15 protein-coding genes and 1 tRNA gene are annotated in these 19,034 nt (G+C 58.6%); 2 read left to right on the plus strand and 14 right to left on the minus strand.

The features are described from left to right. Position 1: 1 nt before the first annotated feature. The 14 genes from OXS31_RS03275 to OXS31_RS03340 all read right to left on the minus strand — a co-directional run bounded on the left by OXS31_RS03275 (position 2) and on the right by OXS31_RS03340 (position 16,110). The gene (locus OXS31_RS03275; RefSeq protein WP_267397932.1) at positions 2–1,846 is read right to left on the minus strand and encodes an AAA family ATPase; all 1,845 of its coding nucleotides are present in this window, start codon (positions 1,844–1,846) and stop codon (positions 2–4) included. A gap of 1 nt (position 1,847) precedes the next feature. Beyond that, positions 1,848–3,809 (minus strand): restriction endonuclease subunit S, encoded by a 1,962-nt coding sequence (locus tag OXS31_RS03280; protein ID WP_267397933.1) that lies wholly within the window; start codon positions 3,807–3,809, stop codon positions 1,848–1,850. Next, positions 3,809–5,587: an N-6 DNA methylase gene (locus OXS31_RS03285; RefSeq protein WP_267397935.1), complete on the minus strand. Its 1,779-nt coding sequence runs from the start codon at positions 5,585–5,587 to the stop codon at positions 3,809–3,811. The genes OXS31_RS03280 and OXS31_RS03285 overlap by 1 nt, the downstream gene beginning before the upstream one ends. A gap of 38 nt (positions 5,588–5,625) precedes the next feature. Next, complete coding sequence (locus OXS31_RS03290) at positions 5,626–8,061, minus strand: DEAD/DEAH box helicase family protein (RefSeq protein WP_267397936.1); 2,436 nt, start codon at positions 8,059–8,061, stop codon at positions 5,626–5,628. Between the two features lie 159 nt (positions 8,062–8,220). Further along, positions 8,221–8,297: transfer RNA gene (locus OXS31_RS03295), tRNA-Pro, on the minus strand. A gap of 64 nt (positions 8,298–8,361) precedes the next feature. Then, positions 8,362–8,721 (minus strand): MerR family transcriptional regulator, encoded by a 360-nt coding sequence (locus OXS31_RS03300; protein WP_007159195.1) that lies wholly within the window; start codon positions 8,719–8,721, stop codon positions 8,362–8,364. Continuing rightward, positions 8,702–9,004: an integration host factor subunit alpha gene (ihfA, locus tag OXS31_RS03305; RefSeq protein WP_007159196.1), complete on the minus strand. Its 303-nt coding sequence runs from the start codon at positions 9,002–9,004 to the stop codon at positions 8,702–8,704. Before ihfA ends, OXS31_RS03300 begins: the two co-directional genes overlap by 20 nt. A 3-nt stretch (positions 9,005–9,007) precedes the next feature. After that, positions 9,008–11,386: a phenylalanine--tRNA ligase subunit beta gene (pheT, locus tag OXS31_RS03310; protein ID WP_144955352.1), complete on the minus strand. Its 2,379-nt coding sequence runs from the start codon at positions 11,384–11,386 to the stop codon at positions 9,008–9,010. An 18-nt stretch (positions 11,387–11,404) separates the two neighbouring features. Further along, on the minus strand, positions 11,405–12,406 hold the full coding sequence (gene pheS / locus OXS31_RS03315; RefSeq protein WP_181083957.1) for a phenylalanine--tRNA ligase subunit alpha: 1,002 nt from the start codon (positions 12,404–12,406) through the stop codon (positions 11,405–11,407). A 96-nt stretch (positions 12,407–12,502) separates the two neighbouring features. Then, entirely contained in the window at positions 12,503–12,859 is a 357-nt protein-coding gene (gene rplT / locus OXS31_RS03320; protein ID WP_007159199.1) for a 50S ribosomal protein L20, read from the minus strand. Between the two features lie 30 nt (positions 12,860–12,889). Then, positions 12,890–13,084, minus strand: a complete 195-nt coding sequence (gene rpmI / locus OXS31_RS03325) for a 50S ribosomal protein L35 (RefSeq protein WP_007159200.1) — start codon at positions 13,082–13,084, stop codon at positions 12,890–12,892. 61 nt (positions 13,085–13,145) lie between these two features. Further along, complete coding sequence (gene infC, locus OXS31_RS03330) at positions 13,146–13,679, minus strand: translation initiation factor IF-3 (RefSeq protein WP_007159201.1); 534 nt, start codon at positions 13,677–13,679, stop codon at positions 13,146–13,148. Positions 13,680–13,699: 20 nt separating this feature from the next. Next, the gene (gene thrS / locus OXS31_RS03335) at positions 13,700–15,622 is read right to left on the minus strand and encodes a threonine--tRNA ligase (protein ID WP_027596901.1); all 1,923 of its coding nucleotides are present in this window, start codon (positions 15,620–15,622) and stop codon (positions 13,700–13,702) included. 206 nt (positions 15,623–15,828) lie between these two features. Further along, positions 15,829–16,110, minus strand: a complete 282-nt coding sequence (locus OXS31_RS03340) for a hypothetical protein (protein ID WP_007159203.1) — start codon at positions 16,108–16,110, stop codon at positions 15,829–15,831. 407 nt (positions 16,111–16,517) lie between these two features. On the opposite strand from OXS31_RS03340, the gene OXS31_RS03345 reads away from it, so the two are divergent. Together OXS31_RS03345 and OXS31_RS03350 are read left to right on the plus strand one after the other, a co-directional pair. Next, on the plus strand, positions 16,518–17,225 hold the full coding sequence (locus OXS31_RS03345) for a YfdX family protein (RefSeq protein ID WP_042135821.1): 708 nt from the start codon (positions 16,518–16,520) through the stop codon (positions 17,223–17,225). A gap of 564 nt (positions 17,226–17,789) precedes the next feature. Next, a complete protein-coding gene (locus OXS31_RS03350; protein WP_267397937.1) occupies positions 17,790–18,959 on the plus strand; it encodes an MFS transporter in 1,170 nt (389 codons plus the stop codon). The last annotated feature ends 75 nt before the right edge of the window (positions 18,960–19,034 follow it).

Consider the following 19,034-nt stretch of genomic DNA (forward strand, 5'->3'; position numbering starts at 1 on the left):
CTTAATCCTTTAACTTCTCAGCTAGCTCTTGCGCAAGCGAGGAAAGATCATCCATTCGCTGGGCTTTCACAAGCTGTTCCATAATTCTCTCAGCCAAGGCATTTTGCTGCTGTAACTCTTCCTCGCTCAACAACTCATCCAGCGGCCTACTGCGCACTTTGTACATTTGCTCAATGAACAGCTGATACATTGGGTCACGGTATTCTCTCGAGAACCCCAAGTCATCTAGACGAACAACCAAAAGCTCAAGCTCTCGCTGCTCATCATCGTTCAATCCTTCGTGCTTTCTTCTCGCCAGTAAGTCATTACGGCGTTGCAGCATATTTAAAGTGTGTCGATCGAGTGTCGAGGGCAACCCAAACATTTCACTTTTTAACAACCCTGATACACCCATGCCCTGCGGGTGCTCGTCAGGCTGCTCCACCAGCGTGCTGCCATCTCTTTTGCGAATTATATAAACCTGTTCTTTCCGAAGTGAGCCCACCATCATCGGGTCGTGAGTGGTTATCAAAATTTGCGATTTAGCTTGTACCAGTGAATCATTTTCCGAACTCAATACGCCTTCAATATCATCAAAGTAACGCAACTTCCAGATCGGGTTCAGATGGGTGTCCGGCTCATCAAGCAGGAACAGGCAATTGTCTTCGCGGGTAATGCGCATTAGCCCCAGCACGGTGAGCATCTGCAGTTCGCCTTCCGACAGGTGCGTAAAGCTCACCTTGCCACCATGTTCATCGCGCTTCTTGACTGTAATCCGTACTTCGTCGATCAGGTCGCCAATGTAGGCTCCCTCGGCATAGCGGAAGAAGCTGTCGGTGCTGCCGGCCAGCTCGCCCAGTTGCTTGAGCTTCTCCTGACTCGGCACGAACAAATAGAGCTGCTTTTGTTTCTCTGTGCGGCCACGGAAGTCGATCTGTTTGGTCGCCTCCTGCTCAATGGGCGCCCAAGACACTTGCCATAATTTGTCAAGAAACTCGCTGACCACGTTGCCGCGTGCATACCAGAAGCGCGGGTCACCTTCATTCAGCTCCTGTTCGTCGAACTTGCCACCCCGACGCTTTTCGCGCAGGCGATGCGGTTCCTTAAGTACAAACAGCGCGGATTCCAGTGATTCGATGTGCAGGTTCTTCAGTACCTTCTGAAACACCGGGTCATCGGACAGTAAACAGGCCAACAGCACCAGCTGACTATGCCCACCACGGCAGTAGAACAGACGGCGAAGGCGGTCGTCACCCGCTTGTTTCAGCCGCGCCTCACGCCGGCGCTTGGCGTCTTCCACCGCACGGATGTCTGCCTCTGTACCAGTGAAGTTTTCCAGCAGCTGCTCAGGCAGCACCTCGTCTGCGGTAATTTCCTGGCGTAGGTTGAAGCGGCGCTGGTGCTCCTGAAACAAGGTCTCAATACGTTCATTACGCCCGGAGTAATAAGAAAAAATATGTGTTGGAAGCAAGCGAGGACCACGCCGACGGTCTGGCTGTTCCTTGTCGGGAGGGTCGTTCTTGGTTAAGTATTCCTGGCTAACTCGATCGCCATCTACCCAAACATAAGGGCGTTTCTGCTTGGCAGAGTCAGCTTCAATGCGTACCACATGGCCACGAATGCTGTATTCCAGTGTGTAATCAAACGCTGCTTCGCGCTCCAAATCCACGTCGCGGAAGATGGTGATTAGCGCCTCGATTAAGTTGGATTTGCCGGTGCCGTTCTGGCCGATCAGCGCGTGGCTGCGGATGGGCTTGAGCGGTGCATCCGCAGCCGCACCTGCCGTAGCTTGCAAGTGAGTTGCGAAGGCAATGTCGAGATCCCGCAGATTGCGAAAGGCCGGGATGCGAATGCGGAGTAACTGCATATCAGGCGTTCACCATGTCGGCTGACTTTTCACGCACTTCGGCAGGCGTCGGCTCCAGAATCCAGCCGTGCGCTATTTCAGCTTTCAGTTGTGCGTAAAAGGCATCGATTTCGCCACCAAAGCGCTGCCATAAGTCATTGGCGCCCATTTCGCCGTTGTGACGAGCCAGTATGGTCGCCAGCGGGGCCTGAACTTTGATGTGAGGTGCTGCCCCTAACCGCAAGGGAGCGATCAACTCAGTTTGTGGAGCTTTCATGGGGGCCTCTTCCTGTTCGAAGGCGATACCGGTGAGGATGGACACAGAAGCTGCAGCAAGCCGAGCAGATTGCTTTCTGGCTGCTTCCAGCTGTGACGACAGTACCGAACATATTTTCATCAGCTGCTCGACCCGCTGAACAATTCGTTGCTGCTCTTCTTTTGGGGGGATTGGCAAAAGTAGCTGCTTAAGCTTCCCTGCCTTAATGCCTTTCGCAGTCATCCCCGTTGAGTTCGCTTCTAGCAATGACTGAAAGAGTGGAGACATCATGAAGTACATAGCACACTTCGTGTCTAAGTCTGCATAAGGTTGAAGGTCAATAACACGTTGCGCAAGCGCAAAACTTGGTTGGCCCTCAATACGCGCCACATTACCAAGTGGAGCTTCAGTAGTAATTAGCAGATCCCCAGCACGAGGAAAACCTCGCGTCATCCATGCTCGATATGAGGACTCTGAGAGGTACTCAACCGGCTCAGTCGCAATGACACCTGGACGTACGTTCTTTGCAGTTACGAGCACAACACCACTGCTTGTTTTTACTGGTGTTTTCCCACGATAGTCAATGAACTGAAAAAGCTCATCTAAGCTCGCTCTTTCCCAATGCGACGGAATTTTTATCTCTACATCAACAATATCTGTAGCCGAAGGCTTTTTGTTCTTCATTTCGCCAGAGGCGAGGCGCGCACGCTTAGCCTCCAAAGATCGGCTAATCAACGTCTCAGGAGGTTCATCATCAAGCCGTCGATCAGTCAGCAGCCCCCGAATTGCTAAATCTAAGATCAGCGCCTTGAATTCACGAACATCCTGCGGCACATAAATCAACCTCCCTAAGTTCTCGGCCAAGCGTGCCCAAGTTGTTTGCAATTCATGCGGGCTTTGGCTGCTTGCGAGGGCTTGGAGAGTGGAGTGGCGCAGAGCGCTTTGCAACTTACGGCGGGCGTGCTGCTGCGCTTCCAGCTTGTCGCACAAAGCCATCAGCTCATCGACTTTGGCTACGATGAGGGATTGCTCTTTTTGGGGAGGAAAAGGAAATAGCGCTTCGCGAGCAGACTCTGTTCCGATTCGCGGAAGATTCATGCCATAAGTTGAACCGTTAGCATAGGCAATAAAGTAAGGCGACCTCAAATACCAACGCAAATAACCTGCATTAATATTTTCAAAGAACGAGATCGGGCTTATTTCGGTAGAGCATACTCCGGGTGAATCAGCAACTAGGACCTTGTCGAGATAAGGGCGAAGCTTCCCGTAAAGCACCGCACCTTCAGGAAATCCGTTCTTCGTGCTCTTGAATTTTCTTTCGCGTGCGAAGACTTTGGTAAGAAGCCTTGAGGTATTTTTCTCAATATCTTCAAGCTCGAGCACCCAGGTGTCTTCCGTCACGTCCTCAAACTCAACTTTAGGAGCATCACCATAGTTGGTGACTGTACCCAAACGCGTCCAAGCCCAACCCGGCGGCAGCATCCAAGGATGATCGCTCTCAATGACGGGCTTTGGAGCGGGCCGCCGCTTTAGCAGCTTTTGTGCGACCAAATTCTCCTGAATAATCTTGTTGGCTTCTATCAACTCAAGTGCGCTGGTGTCATCTGCAACGCGCTCCGTAAGTTTCCCGAAAACTGCAAGCTGGAGAATTAACTCCCGCAACTTACTAATGCCCCCCGGTGCACTGGCAATATGCCCAAACTCGGCCAAAAACTGCTGCGCGTCCATCAGACGGCCTCACCGACGAAGTGATGTGCCAGTGCGGCGGCCAGTTCGCTTTTAAGCTGGTTTTCGGTTTCTTCAATTTCGCACAGCAGCTTTTTGTACTTCTCCAGCAGCAGATCCGCATCGTGGGTTTCTTCTTCCGGCGCGTTGGGGTTTTTAATGTCGAGATTAAAGATCGGCCAGTAAAGGCGATCGCCCGCCGCCTGGGCGTCGCGAGCTCGAAGGCGCAGTGTTTCGGCTTTGGCGCGCAGCTCTGCGATCTGGGCGTCGATCTTTTCACGGTAGGCAGCATCAGTGGTGCCTACTAAGCTCTTGCGTAAGTAGCCCGCTTCGCCTTCCAGTGCAGCGGCCTGGTTGTTCAGATCTTCAGCGCGCTGCCAGTGCGGTTTAGCGGCGGCCTCGGCCTGCTCACGTCTGGTTTTGAAATCCACCTTCCACGCGAATTCGTTTTCCACGCGGTCAGCAAAGTCGTTTTCCTCCGAGCCCCACCAATCCTGCTCGGGTTTGAATTCCTCTAGCCGGATGGGTTTGGTTTTGGAATAGCTCTTGTAGCCCTGAGGATAGGGGTGTTCGTAGAACCAGATGGTGTCGGTGTGGAAGTGCTCGGCGCCATCATCCGCCGCGCGGCCCTTGGTGAAGAACAGCAGATTGGTCTTAATGGTGGTGTACGGCGCAAACACCCCCCTAGGTAGGCGGATGATAGTGTGCAGCTTGCAGTCGCGTACCAGCAGCTTTTTCAGCGTGCCTTTGATGCCATCGCCAAACAAAAAGCCATCGGGCAGCACCACGGCGGCGCGGCCGTTTTCTCTCAAGAGCTTTTTGATGATGAGCGCCATGAACATGTCGGCGGTCTCGCGGGTGCGCAGATCGGCCGGGTAATCGCTGCCGACGCCATCATCCTCATAACCGCCAAAAGGCGGGTTGGTGATGATGCAATCGACCTTGTCGTTGGCGCTCCATTCGTTCCACCCTATGCCCAACGTGTTCTTATGCTCGATCTGGCTGGGCACATCGATGCCGTGCAGCAGCATATTAGTGGTACACAGCAGGTGAGGTAGCTGCTTTTTTTCGATGCCATGGATTAGGTCTTCAATGGCGCGTTTGTCTTCGGCACTGGATTTGATGCTGAGCTGATTGCGGAAGTGGTCGATGACAGCGGTCAAAAAACCGCCGGTACCGCAGGCCGGGTCCATCATAGTTTCGCGCTTGTCCAGACGCGGATTGACGCGGTCGGCCATGAAAGCAGTAATCGCACGCGGGGTGTAGAACTCACCCGCATTGCCGGCACCACGCAGGTCGTTGAGCATCTGCTCATAGACGTCACCCAAGTTGGCGCGGGTTTTGAAGTCGTGGAAGTTGATTGCCTCTTCTAACTTTTCGATCACTGCCAGCATCTGCGGGCCGGATTTCATGTAGTTGTTGGCATCGCGGAAAACTTCGCGAATGACCTTGTGCTGGGGGCTACGGTCAGCATCGATCTGATCTTTGAGTGCAGGAAACAGTTCATTGTTGACGAAACCGATCAACTCGCTACCCGCGATCTGCGGTTTTTTTTTGCCGTCAGCATCGGCCTTGTAAGCGGCCCAGTTACGCCAGCGGTAGTGCTCGGGTATCGGCGATTGGTAGGCGGCGTTGTCGTCTTCCCATTCTTCTTCGCGCTGGTCGAATACTTTTAGGAAGAGCATCCAGGTAAGCTGGCCCAGACGTTGGGCGTCGCCGTCGACGCCGTCGTCCTTACGCATGATGTCCTGGATGGATTTGATGGTACTGCTGAGATTCATCGTATTATTCTCGACTCACATGACCTGACGGGGGGGAGTCAGGCCTGTTTCTGTTCATTCTGGTCGTAGAGCGCCTGTTCTAGCTCTTGTACGGCCCGGGTGAATTGCTCGACGCTGCCGAAGATGCTACGACGGATCTGGGTTTTGCTGCCGAACTGGTCAAACGGTGGTAGCTCCAGCACCTTCGCGTCTTCAATGTCCTGCACACCGTGGTCGGCAAATTTATCCAGCAGGGCTTCTAGCACGGCGCGAGCCTGCTCACCGTATTTAGCGAACACATCGCGCTTCTTGACGTTGTTAGCACGCTCGCGGCGGGTGAGCGGTTTCTGGTCGAAAGCGACGTGCGCAACCAGATCGAAGACGTCCAGCTCGCTGCCGTTAGCGACGGCCTGCTGCAGGATTTCAAGTGGAACGCCATTATCGGCCAGTTCTTTGAGCACAGCTTGCTTGCGCTCAGCACTGTTCCAGCGGCGCAGGAAATCGGTGAGCGTACCGAATTCGGCCTGCAATGCTTTCTTGATATCGTCCTTGAGCAGAACGCGGTAATCCTCGGTGATGAGTTTGCCGTCGGCGTCGAGGTATTGCGAACGCTCTACCGCGACGCGCACGTTTACGTCGTCGACCACATATTTGACGCGACCCTCGCCACCTGTGCCGCCAGTAATGCTACCAGGGGGTATTTCATCGCTGCCTGTGGCATCGAGGTCGTAAGGCGGCGGCTCTTGCTCGCCAATACCAGGCACTTCGATTACTTCTGGCGGGACCACAGGCTCATCAGATTTGGACTCGTAGATCACCACAGGCTCGCCGTCAAAATCAGGGTCAGCAAACAAACGCGTGGCACCCTTGAAATCCATGATGGTGAAGTAGAGTTTCTGGTAGTCCTCGCGCAGGCGGGTGCCACGGCCGATGATCTGCTTGAACTCGGTCATTGAGTTGATGTTCTGGTCCAGCACGATGAGCTTGCAGGTTTTGGCATCCACTCCGGTGGTGAGCAGCTTGGAGGTGGTGGCGATGACCGGGTAAAGCTCGTCGTTATCGATGAAGTAGGAAAGCTGAGCCTTACCTTCGTTGTCGTCACCGGTAATGCGCATCACGTAGCGACGGTTGCTAGAAGCAGCGGGTATGAGCTTGACCAGCTCTTGCCGCATCCGCTCGGCGTGATCCTGGTCGTCGCAAAACACGATGGTCTTGGCCATCGGGTCAGTGGCTTTGAGGTATTCCCACACTTTGCTGGCCACGAGCCTAGTGCGCTTTTCCAGCACTAGATTGCGGTCGAAATCCTTAGTGTTGTATTGGCGCTGCTCCACCGTTTGGCCGAGCTTATCGACCTTGCCCTTCTCGGGAGTGTAGCCCACGGCGTCGGCATCAGTAGCAATGCGGATGACCTTATAAGGAGCGAGGAAGCCATCTTCGATGCCCTGCTTGAGCGAATACGTATACACAGGGTCACCAAAGTAGGTGATGTTGCTGACTTCCTTCGTTTCCTTGGGTGTGGCGGTCAGACCCAGGTGGGTGGCGCTGTTGAAGTAGTCGAGCACGTCCCGCCATGCAGAGTCATCAGCGGCACTGCCGCGATGGCATTCGTCGATTACAACTAGATCGAAGAAGTCGGCCGGGAACTGCCGATAGATCTGCTTCCACTCCTCACGCCCGGTCACAGCCTGATAGAGCGCCAGATAGATTTCGTAGTTTCTCTTGACCTCGCGATTGGTGACCTTGTGCATCACTTCGCCAAAAGGGGCGAAATCCTGCTGCATGGTCTGGTCGACGAGAATGTTGCGGTCGGCCAAAAATAGGATGCGCTTCTTGGCCTTGGCCTTCCACAGTCGCCAGATGATTTGGAAGGCTGTGTAGGTTTTGCCGGTGCCGGTAGCCATGACCAACAACACGCGTTGCTGGCCCTTGGCGATGGCCTCGATAGCGCGATTGATGGCGACGCGCTGGTAATAACGCGGCTCCTTGCCACTGCCGTCGGAGTAAAAAGGCTGTTCGACGAGTTTGACCGCAGTGTCTGTGCCAAGCCCCTTCCATTTCTGGTAAAGCGGCCACAGATCGTCTAGTGATGGGAACTCTGTGAGAGAGAGCTCACGCTCGATGGGCTGCGTTAAGCCGGTGCGGTCGTGAAAGAGAAATCCTCCGCCGTTGCTACTAATAGCAAATGGGGCATCCAACATCTCCGCATAAGCTAGAGCCTGCTGCATTCCATGCCCGACAGAAAACTTGGCTTGTTTGGCCTCAATCACTGCAATAGGTACGCTCGGGCGGGCATAAAGAACAAAATCCGCACGTTTAGGGCCACCTTTGGCATCAGGATTCTTTATTCGGGTCGCCAACTTCCCTCGCACGATTACACGACCGTCAGTGAGACTTACTTCCTCACGAAACTGGTGCTGCAGCCAGCCTGCTTGCTGTATGGCCGGAGTTATAAGCTTCGTGCAGATGTCACGCTCAGAATACTGCGTCCTGTCCATGACGACCCCTCCCCATAGAGCTTAATCCGTTCAGTCGAAACTATCGTGCAGACAATCTCAATTGGCAACCAGAAGCGACTTTCTAGGGCACGCAGAAAAAATCATTGGGCAAAAAAAAATCCAGTCACCGCTAAGTGACTGGATTTTTTTAGGGTTTTTTGGTCGGGACGGAGTGATTCGAACACTCGACCCCTTGCACCCCATGCAAGTGCGCTACCAGGCTGCGCTACGCCCCGACTATGTTCCTCTAGGGAACGGCGTGCATCTTACTGCAACGCTTTGATTAATGGAAGCTTTTTTTCACTTCTTCAGTACGACGAGGACTTCTTCGAGTTCACTGATCATCTGGCGGATGAGCTGGTGGTACTGCGAACCCTCGTCGCGGGTCTCGTCGCCCTGGGTGAGGCGCTGGCGTGCCCCGCCGATGGTGAAGCCTTCGTTGTACAGCAGCGAGCGGATCTGGCGGATCATCAGCACGTCGTGGCGCTGGTAGTAGCGCCGGTTGCCGCGGCGCTTCACCGGGTTCAGCTGGGGAAATTCCTGTTCCCAGTAGCGCAGCACGTGCGGTTTGACCAGGCAGAGATCGCTCACCTCACCGATGGTGAAGTAGCGCTTGCCCGGTATGACCGGCAGCTCGTCGTTATGACTTGGTTCCAGCATAGGCCTCGACCCTGGCTTTGAGTTTCTGCCCGGGGCGGAAGGTCACCACACGGCGCGCCGTGATGGGTATCTCCTCCCCTGTCTTGGGATTGCGTCCGGGGCGCTGGCGCTTGTCGCGCAGGTCGAAGTTGCCGAAACCGGACAACTTGACCTGCTCGTTGCTTTCGAGCGCATGACGAATTTCTTCGAAGAACAGTTCGACCAATTCCTTGGCTTCACGTTTGTTCAGACCGAGCTCTTCAAACAGACGTTCGGCCATCTCAGCTTTCGTCAGGGCCCCCATGCGCTATTTCCTTAAGGTGGCGTTGAACCTTCTTTCCAGAGAAACGAGGATTTTCTGCGTCGTTTCGTTGACTTCTTCATCGGTTAATGTGCGCGATGGATGTTGCAAGGTCAAGCCGATGGCGACGCTTTTTCTATGTGGATCAATGCCTTTGCCTTGGTAGACGTCGAACAGACGCAGCTCCTTGAGGCCTTCTCCGGCGTTTTCACGGATGTCGGCCAGGAGGTCGCCTGCGGCTACGGTTTCGTCCACCACCAGCGCCAGGTCACGCCGCACTTCCGGGAAGCGCGACAGCTCGCCAAAGCGCGGCAGGCTGCCGGTGGTCAGGGCATCCAGCACCAGCTCGAAGAGGAACACCGGACGATCCACGTCCAGTTCGCGCGCCACTTCCGGATGCAGGGCGCCCAGGTAGCCGACTGGCTGCCCTGCCCGTTCGATCAGCGCGGTCTGCCCCGGGTGCAAGGCCGGATGCTCGCCTGCGACGAAGCGGAAGTCAGAACCCGCACCGGACTGTGCCAGCAGCGCCTCGACGTCGGCCTTAACGTCGAAGAAGTCCACCGCCTCACGACCGGACGACCAGCTCTCCGGCAGACGCGAACCGCACACAGCACCAGCCAGTACGTTTTCCTGTACCAGGCCTTCCAGCTGACCGACGAATCTCAGCCCCGACTCGAACAGCCGGACGCGGTCCTGCTGACGGTTGAGGTTGTATTGCACGGCCTTGACCAGACCGGGCCACAGCGACGAGCGCATGGCGGCCATGTCGGTGGAGATGGGATTGGCCAGCATCACCGGCTGCGCCTCAGGGGCGAACAGACGGAAGGTCTTTTCGTCGATGAAGCTGTAGGTGATGGCTTCCTGGTAACCACGGGCCACCAGCAGGCGACGCAGCTGGCTCAGCTCGCCCTTGCTCTCGGGCAGGGGCTGCGGCGCCAGGCGCGCCTGGGGGAAACGGATCGGCAGCTGGTTGTAACCATAGAGGCGCGCCAGCTCTTCGATCAGGTCCACTTCGATGCTGATGTCGAAGCGGTGGCTGGGTACGCCCACCTGCCAACGACCGGCTTCCAGGCGGGCCACGGCCAGACCCAGGCCGCTGAGCAGACGCTCGACCTGGGCATCGTCCAGGGTCAGACCCAGGACGCGCTCGATGCGCTCGGCGCGCAGCAGGATCGGCTCGACCTGCGGCAGGTGCTCGGCGCTGACCGCCTCGATCACCGGACCCGGCTCACCGCCGACGATGTCCAGCAGCAGGCGGGTCGCCCGCTCCATGGCCTTGCGCGCCAGCTCGAAGTCCACGCCCCGCTCGAAGCGGTGGGATGAATCGGTGTGCAGGCCGTAGGAACGGGCCTTGCCGGCCACGGCGATGGTGTCGAAGAAGGCGCTTTCCAGGAACAGGTCACGAGTACCGGCAGCAACGCCGCTGTGCTCGCCACCCATGACGCCGGCGATGGCCAGGGCACGTTCGTGGTCGGCGATCACCAGGGTGTCGTTGCGCAGTTCGATGTCCTGGCCATCCAGCAGCACCAGGCGTTCGCCGGCATCGGCCAGGCGCACGCGGATGCCGCCCTTGATCTGGTCCAGATCGAAGGCATGCATGGGCTGACCCAGTTCGAGCATCACGTAGTTGGTGACGTCGACGGCGGCGTCGATGCTGCGCACGCCACTGCGGCGCAGACGCTCGACCATCCAGTCCGGGGTCGGGCGGGACAGGTCGACGTTCTTCACTACGCGACCCAGGTAGCGCGGGCAGGCCTGGGGAGCCAGCACCTCGACCGGACGGGTTTCCTGGTGCGTAGCCGCTACGGCCTCGACCTGCAGCGGCTCGACCGCGGCGTTGTACAGGGCACCCACTTCCCGCGCCAGACCGGCGATGGACAGACAGTCGCCGCGGTTCGGGGTCAGGTCGACGTCGATGATGGCGTCGTCCAGCTGCAGGTAGCTGCGGATGCTCTCGCCCACCGGCGCGCCGGCCGGCAGCTCCAGCAGGCCGCTGTTGTCGTCGCTGATCTGCAGTTCGCTGGCCGAGCAGAGCATGCCGTGGGATTCCACGCCGCGCAGCTTGGCCTTCTTGATGGTGAAGTCGCCGGGCAGCGTGGCGCCGACGGTGGCGAAAGGCACCTTAAGGCCCGCGCGCACATTGGGCGCGCCGCAGACCACCTGGAAGGATTCCTGGCCGTTGCTGACCTGGCAGACATTGAGCTTGTCGGCATCGGGATGACGCTCGACGGAAACCACTTCGCCGACGATGACGCCCTGGAAGCTACCGGCCGCCGCTTCGACGCCGTCCACTTCCAGGCCGGCCATGGACAGCCGGGCAACCAGATCCTCGTGCGTAGCCGCAGGGTTCACCCAGCTACGCAGCCATTGTTCACTGAATTTCATAGGACTCCCGTCTGGCAGCTAGCGGAATTGCGCCAGGAAGCGCAGATCGTTGTCGAAGAAGAGGCGCAGGTCGTTGACCCCGTAGCGCAGCATGGCCAGGCGCTCGGCGCCCATGCCAAAGGCGAAGCCCTGGTACTTCTCCGGATCGATGCCGGCCATGCGCAGGACGTTGGGGTGGACCATGCCGCAGCCCAGCACCTCGAGCCAGCGCGAGGCCGGTTCGCCATCGCGACTCGGGCGGCGAATATCCACCTCGGCCGACGGCTCGGTGAAGGGGAAGTAGGAGGGACGGAAGCGGACTTCCAGCTCTTCCTCGAAGAATTCGCGCAGGAAGGTTACTAGGGTGCTCTTGAGATCGGCGAAGCTGACTTCCTCGTCGATCACCAGGCCTTCGACCTGATGGAACATCGGCGAGTGGGTCTGATCGCTGTCGCAGCGATAGACACGACCCGGGCAGATGATGCGGATCGGCGGCTGCTGGCTCTCCATGGTACGGATCTGCACCGGCGAAGTGTGGGTGCGCAGCAGCATGTTCGCATTGAAGTAGAAGGTGTCGTGCATCGCCCGCGCCGGGTGGTGGCCGGGGATGTTGAGCGCTTCGAAGTTATGGTAGTCGTCTTCGATCTCGGGACCGGTGGCGACGCCATAGCCGATGTTGGCGAACAGACGCTCGATACGCTCCAGGGTGCGGGTGACCGGGTGCAGGCCACCGGAGGCCTGGCCCCGCCCGGGCAGGGTCACGTCGATGCGTTCTGCGGCGAGGCGAGCGGCCAATGCAGCATGCTCCAGCGTCGCCTTGCGGCTGTTGATTGCGTCCTGGACACGTTCCTTGGCGGCGTTGATCAGCGCGCCAGCCTGGGGACGCTCCTCAGCGGTGAGGTGGCCCAGGGTCTTCATGATCTGGGTCAGCTCACCCTTCTTGCCCAGGTAATTGACCCGGAGCTGTTCCAGGGCATTGGTGTCTTCGGTGTGCCGCACGGCCTCCAGTGCTTGGGAGACCAGCGCATCCAGGTTTTCCATCTAGGGACTCCAGATACAAAATAGGGGAAGAGCTATGAGGCTCTTCCCCTATTGATAACGTTGCTTCGCGCCAGAGGCGCGAGATTGCCGGGGGGCTTAAGCCAGCGAAGCTTTAGCTTTCTCGACAATCGCAGCAAACGCCGCTTTTTCGTTCACGGCCAGATCGGCCAGTACCTTGCGGTCGATCTCGATGGCCGCTTTCTTCAAGCCGGCGATCAGACGGCTGTAGGACAGACCGTTGATACGAGCACCAGCGTTGATACGAGCGATCCACAGAGCGCGGAACTGACGCTTCTTCTGACGGCGGTCACGGTAGGCGTATTGGCCTGCCTTGATTACCGCTTGCTTAGCGACGCGGAAGACGCGCGAACGGGCACCATAGTAGCCTTTGGCGAGCTTCAGGATTTTCTTGTGACGGCGACGAGCGATGACGCCACGCTTAACACGAGCCATGAGTAACTTCCTCTAGATTCTTGACCAGGATTAACGAAGGCGCAGCATGCGCTCGACCTTTTGGACGTCGGATGCATGCATCAGCGACGTACCGCGCAGCTGACGCTTACGCTTGGTGGTCATCTTGGTCAGAATGTGGCTCTTGAAAGCGTGCTTGTGCTTGATGCCACCAGCAGTTTTCACGAAGCGCTTTGCAGCGCCGCTTTTGGTTTTCATCTTTGGCATGTTCGGATACTCCGCATTGAGTGATTACGCATAACAGCAAGGCCTGCCAGTGCCCTGGTAGTTACTTTTTCTTCTTGGGGGCGATGACCATGATGAGTTGGCGTCCTTCCATCTTAGGATGCTGCTCAACGGCGCCATGTTCGGCGAGGTCAGCTTCGACCCGCTTCAACAGCTCCATGCCCAGCTCCTGGTGGGCCATCTCCCGACCACGGAATCTCAACGAGACCTTGGCCTTGTCCCCCTCGGTTAGGAAACGTACCAGGTTGCGTAGTTTTACCTGGTAATCCCCTTCTTCCGTCCCTGGACGAAACTTGATTTCTTTGACCTGAGCCTGCTTCTGGTTCTTCTTCGCCGCCGCGACTTGCTTCTTCTTCTCGAAGACGTGCTTGCCGTAGTCCATGATCCGGCAGACCGGGGGTACGGCGTCGGCGGTGATTTCCACCAGATCCAGCTTGGCGTCTTCAGCAGCCTGCAGGGCCTCCTGGATGGAGACGATGCCTACTTGCTGACCATCGGCGCCAATAAGGCGAACTTCCCGGGCGGTGATATTTTCGTTGATCGGTGCCCGGGGGGCGGCTCGCTTGTCTTGTCTCATGTCACGCTGCTTGATAGTGATTACTCCGAATCTTGCCGGCCACGCCGGGAAACCGCTTGCGTGAGCAGCTCGCGGAAACGCTCGATGGGCATGGAGCCCAGATCAACGCCTTCACGGGTACGCACGGCAACGGATCGTGTCTCAACCTCCCGGTCTCCAATGACCAGGAGATAGGGAACCTTGAGCAAAGTATGCTCGCGGATTTTAAAGCCGATCTTCTCGTTTCTCAAGTCGGCTTTGGCCCGGAAGCCCTCAGCGTTCAATTCGCCGACGACCTGCTGGGCAAAATCGGCCTGCTTGTCGGTGATATTGAGCACCACCGCCTGGGTCGGGGCGAGCCAGGCCGGGAACAGACCGGCATAGTGCTCGATGAGCATGCCGATGAAGCGCTCGAAGGAGCCGAGGATGGCGCGGTGCAGCATTACCGGACGCTGACGGCTGTTGTCCTCGGAGATGTAGCTGGCGTCGAGGCGCTCCGGCAGGTTCGGATCGTACTGCAGGGTACCGCACTGCCAGTTACGACCCAGGCAGTCCTTGAGGGTGAACTCGATCTTCGGCCCGTAGAAGGCGCCCTCGCCCGGCTGGTATTCCCACTCCAGACCCGAGGCATCCAGCGCATCGGCCAGAGCCTTCTCGGCGCGATCCCACAGCTCTTCGGAGCCGACGCGCTTGGCCGGGCGCGTGGAGAGCTTCATGATCACGTCGGTGAAACCGAAGTCGGCATAGACCTGCAGGGTCAGCTTGATGAAATCGGCCGCTTCCTTCTCCACCTGCTCTTCGGTACAGAAGATATGGGCGTCGTCCTGGGTGAAGCCACGCACGCGCATGATGCCGTGCAGGGCGCCGGACGGCTCGTTGCGGTGGCAGGCACCGAATTCGGCCAGGCGCAGCGGCAGGTCGCGGTAGGACTTCAGCCCCTGGTTGAACACCTGCACGTGGCAGGGGCAGTTCATGGGCTTGACCGCGAAGTCGCGGTTTTCCGAGGCCGTGGTGAACATGTTCTCGGCGTAGTTGGACCAGTGCCCCGAACGTTCCCAGAGGATGCGATCAACCACCTGGGGCGTCTTGATCTCCTGGTAGCCGTGCTCGCGCTGGACCTTGCGCATGTACTGCTCGAGCACCTGGTAGACGGTCCAGCCGTTGGCGTGCCAGAACACCATGCCGGGCGCTTCTTCCTGCAAGTGGAAGAGATCCAGCTGCTTGCCGATGCGGCGGTGGTCGCGCTTCTCGGCTTCCTCGATGCGCTGGATGTAGGCCGCCAGCTGCTTCTTGTCCGCCCAGGCGGTGCCATAGATGCGCTGCAGCTGCTCGTTCTTGGCGTCGCCACGCCAGTAGGCGCCGGACAGCTTGGTCAGCTTGAACGCCTTGAGGAAGCGGGTGTTGGGCACGTGCGGGCCCCGGCACATGTCGACGTATTCCTCGTGGTAGTACAGGCCCATGGCCTGCTCCTCGGGCATGTCGTCGATCAGGCGCAGCTTGTACTCCTCACCCCGGGCCTTGAACACCTCGATGACCTCGGCGCGCGGCGTCATCTTCTTGATGACGTCGTAGTCCTTGTCGATCAGCTCGCGCATCCGCGTCTCGATGGCCGAGAGGTCATCCAGGGTAAAGGGACGCTCGAAGGAGATGTCGTAGTAGAAGCCTTCGTCGATCACCGGACCAATGACCATCTTGGCGGTCGGGAACAGCTGCTTGACCGCATGACCCACCAGGTGGGCGCAGGAGTGGCGGATGATCTCCAGGCCGTCCTCGTCCTTCGCGGTGATGATCTGCAGGTTGGCATCCTGCTCGATGAGATCGCTGGCATCGCGCAGCTGGCCATCGACGCGACCGGCGATGGTGGCCTTGGCGAGACCGGCACCAATGGACTGGGCGACTTCGGCTACGGTGACGGGCTTGTCGAATGGACGTTGGCTACCGTCGGGGAGAGTAATGACAGGCATGGCGCCTCCTCAACTCAGTGGTGACCCATACCAAGGGCCACATGGTGGGATTGGCCAGTAAGCAGCCGCACCGCTGGAAATCCCGCCGCACAGTGGCAGGGCCGCAAGGCATTCCGGGCGACGCGAAAGGATCACTGGAAAGTTTGGGACGGAAATCCTTTCAGAAACTGAGACCTGGCGCAACCTCGAGAGGAACAGTCGCCGGCTCAACGGGCCGCGTCGGGGTACTTCTTGAGGAACTGCTTCTGCATTTCCTGGCAATTTTCCATGAGCGCCTGGCGATCGGCCGGCGAGGTTTCCGGGGCATTGGCCCGCGCCAGGCACTGATCGATGGCCTGCTGCTCGTTGGCCCGATTGGCCGGCGTCGCATTGTGGCGATAGACATAGATGATGGAGCCGAAGACCACGACCGCGAACAGGATCGATAGCAGGATCAATCCCAGGCAGCCGCCTTTACCGATCTGCCGCCCTTCACCACCCTGCGTCATCACTCTCTCCTCGCGGTAACGGACCCCTGCTCGCGCCTTGGCGAAGCAACGAAGCCCCAAGAAAAATCGTCCGCCAGTCTACGTGAAAACCCCGGGCATCACGACCGAGGCACGCGGTCACACCCTCCCGAGCAATCGGCAGAACCTTTATTCGCACTTCCGGAAAGTTCTAACGCGCAAACCAGACTCACGCCCGACCCGATCAATTCCGCACTTCAATCAAGGCGCGGAAAGATCACGCGTAGTTAGCTGTGCCAACTTGTTCAGCGGCTATTCAAGAAAAGCCCCGCACCTATTAATCCAGTGTTAAGCGATACGGCGGAGTATCGATTCCAGGCACTGCAGAACCTGGTTCTGGTACCTGAGCGATAGCCTTACTTCAATTGCATATCCGCTGGAGGCAGCAAATGAACGTCAAGAATAAACTGGCAAAGAGCATGCTTGTCGTCGCCATCGTAGCCGCCTGCTCATCTGCGGCCATCGCCGCGAACCAAGCCCCCTCGGCAAACGAACTGGGTAGCTTCCAGGCCCTGTCCACCCAGGGACAACGGGCCTTTACCGACATCTCCGCCGCACGCCTGGAACTCTTCCAGGGGCAAACGAAGCAGGCGGTATCCCATGTCAAGGACGCCCAGCAGGCACTCAAACTTGCGCAATCGGACAATACCGCGCTGAAAAAAGCCGCGAGCGAATTGCAGGTCAAGGACAATCAGGGCAAGGCCGATACCAGCACTACCGTAACGTCCTGGTTACCCATCTGGGGCGATACCGTAGTACAGGACAGTTACATGGCCAGCCCGCAGAAAGTTAAGGCGGTGGCCGATGCCAATAACAAACTCAAGCATGGCGACGCCAAGGGTGCTGCAGAAACCTTGCGCCTGGCCGATGTGGATATCGACACGGCCATCGCCCTGGCACCGCTCAAGCAGACCATGACGGACGTCGACCAGGCGGCCAAGCAATTGGCCAGCGACAAGTTCTATGAGGCCAACCTGACGCTCAAGCAGGTTCAGGATGGCGTGCGCTACGCCTCGACGGCCCTGGACTTCACGGCGAACAAGCATGGGCTGCAGCCGGCAGGCTCCTTCACCGAGACCGTCACCCCGAGCAGCTGATGGCTTGGCAGGGGCAACAGGGCGATCGCAGGGTCGCCCTGTTAAAAGACCCGATGCCCGGCTAGTCCGCCTCGATCCCAGCGTGCGGAGCAGCCAGACACGAAAGGGGCGATCTCTCGGATCGCCCCTTTCCATTACCCGCCACCGATGCGGATGTTGTTACCAGGTCCAGCTGACCCAAACCCTACCCCTCCCGCACGGGCCTCGGCGGGACCCGTCCACAGCCGCCGGCGCCTGAATTTCAAGGTGCCGGCCATGGACTGCCGCTGCAGGAGAGGCCGCCGGTGCACGAATGCACCTGAGCCTGTCGCCATGCTGAGACTCCGCCCGCCCACGGATTCGCACAGGCTTCCACCCCCTCCCCGCAGGCAGAGCCACCCGGTCCTGCCGATACCTCGATGCCAGCCAGCTTCTAACCCACCCGGATCAGGCACGGCCTACACGGGCTGCAAATACAGCCTTGATATGCACGATTGTGCGCATTCTTGCTTAATCATGCATGATCAGCTAACACTGGTATGAGGTGCGATTACTCCTCCTGTCACCCTATCCGGAGCCTATCCAATGCAACACGTGCAACTCGCCGCCCAAGAGCCTTCGGGAGCGATCGAGCAATGGGCGACCCGCGCTGGCTTCCTCATTGCGGGTTCTGCCATGGCCGCGTGGGCACCCCTGGTGCCCGTCGCCAAGGCGAGGATCGGCGCCGATGATTCGACGCTTGGCCTTCTCCTGCTTTGCCTGGGCCTGGGATCCATTGTCGCGATGCCCATCGTCGGCATCCTCGCCAGCCGCTTCGGCTGTCGCGCGGTGATCGCGACCAGCTCGGTAGCACTTGCCCTGGTGCTGCCGCTGCTTGCCGTCGCCGATTCGATCTTCGGCATGGCCATCGCCCTGGCCTTGTTCGGGGCAAGCGTTGGCGCGCTGGACGTCGCGATCAACATTCAGGCCGTGATGGTCGAGAAGGACAGCGGTCGCAACATGATGTCCGGCTTCCACGGCCTGTTCAGTGTCGGCGGGATCGTCGGCGCCGGCGGCATGAGCGTTCTGCTGGGGGCTGGAATCCAACCGCTGGTGGCGACCCTGGTGTTCAGCGCGCTGCTGATCGTGCTACTCGCGGTCTCGATCAAGGGTCTGCTGCCCTACGGCAATCATGACGCCGGACATACCCCGTTGTTTACACTGCCGCGCGGGATCGTCGCCTTCATCGGCTTGCTCTGTTTTCTGATCTTTCTCGGCGAAGGCGCGATCCTGGACTGGAGCGCCCTGTTTTTGATCGATGCGCATGGCGTCGACCCGGCGCAGGCCGGCTTCGGTTACACGGTATTTGCCTTGGCGATGACCATTGGCCGCCTGACCGGCGACTGGATCGTGAAGACGCTGGGCGGCCTGAAAGTGGTCGTAGGCGGCGGTCTGCTCGCCGCGGCAGGCTTCCTGATGGCGGTCCTGGCACCCACCCAGCCCTTTGCCTTCGCAGGCTTTCTGCTGGTTGGCCTCGGGGCTTCCAACATCGTCCCCGTGCTCTTCAGTGCCGCCGGACGGCAGACCCGGATGCCGGCAAGCCACGCCATTGCAGCGATCACCACCATCGGGTATGCCGGCATTCTCATCGGTCCGGCCGCGATCGGCTTCGTCGCGCAGCACTGGAGCCTGAGTGCAGCGCTGCTACTGGTGGGTGGCGGAATGGCGTTCGTTGCGCTCACCTGGCCGATGACCGCCCGACAGCGAGACGCCTAGCGCCTCGCCTTCGCCGAGGCAAAGGCCAGGGCCGAGCAGTATGTCGCCGGGACCCATCTGAAGCCCTCACCGCTG

Origin of the sequence: Pseudomonas sp. GM_Psu_1 (assembly GCF_026544185.1) — a bacterium.
In the GTDB taxonomy this organism is placed as follows: domain Bacteria; phylum Pseudomonadota; class Gammaproteobacteria; order Pseudomonadales; family Pseudomonadaceae; genus Chryseomonas; species Chryseomonas oryzihabitans.